The organism is Bradyrhizobium sp. Kon10, from assembly GCF_055807395.1.
Genome location: NZ_JBVVOZ010000183.1, coordinates 1 through 291, shown reverse-complemented (window position 1 = coordinate 291; position 291 = coordinate 1). Strand labels below are relative to the sequence as shown.

1 protein-coding gene is annotated in these 291 nt (G+C 56.7%); it reads right to left on the bottom strand.

What is annotated here, in order from left to right; all coding sequences use genetic code 11:
• Positions 1–51: 51 nt before the first annotated feature.
• Positions 52–291: DUF924 family protein (locus AC0L2O_RS36630; RefSeq protein WP_473373180.1), on the bottom strand; the 240-nt coding region annotated here is incomplete at its 5' end.

Genomic DNA, 291 nt, shown 5'->3' with positions numbered 1-291 from the left:
ATTGGATTTAACCGAAAGCCGCTTCGCACCTTTCGCTCCGATGCACTGAGCTCAGCCGGAAAATCCGCCGCCGTCGAGGAACACCTGTTCCTCCGGCGTCGTCTCGCGGCCAAGCATCCTGTTTCGATGCGGAAAGCGGCCGAAGCGCTGAATGATCTCCAGGTGCTCGACCGCATATTTCAGATAAGATTGGGCTTTGGCGGTAGTGAGGTCCACTGATTTGAGCTGGTCGGCGAGATGCTCCGAATGCTCATAAGGCAGATAGAGGAAGACGCGCAGCTCTTCGTCGAG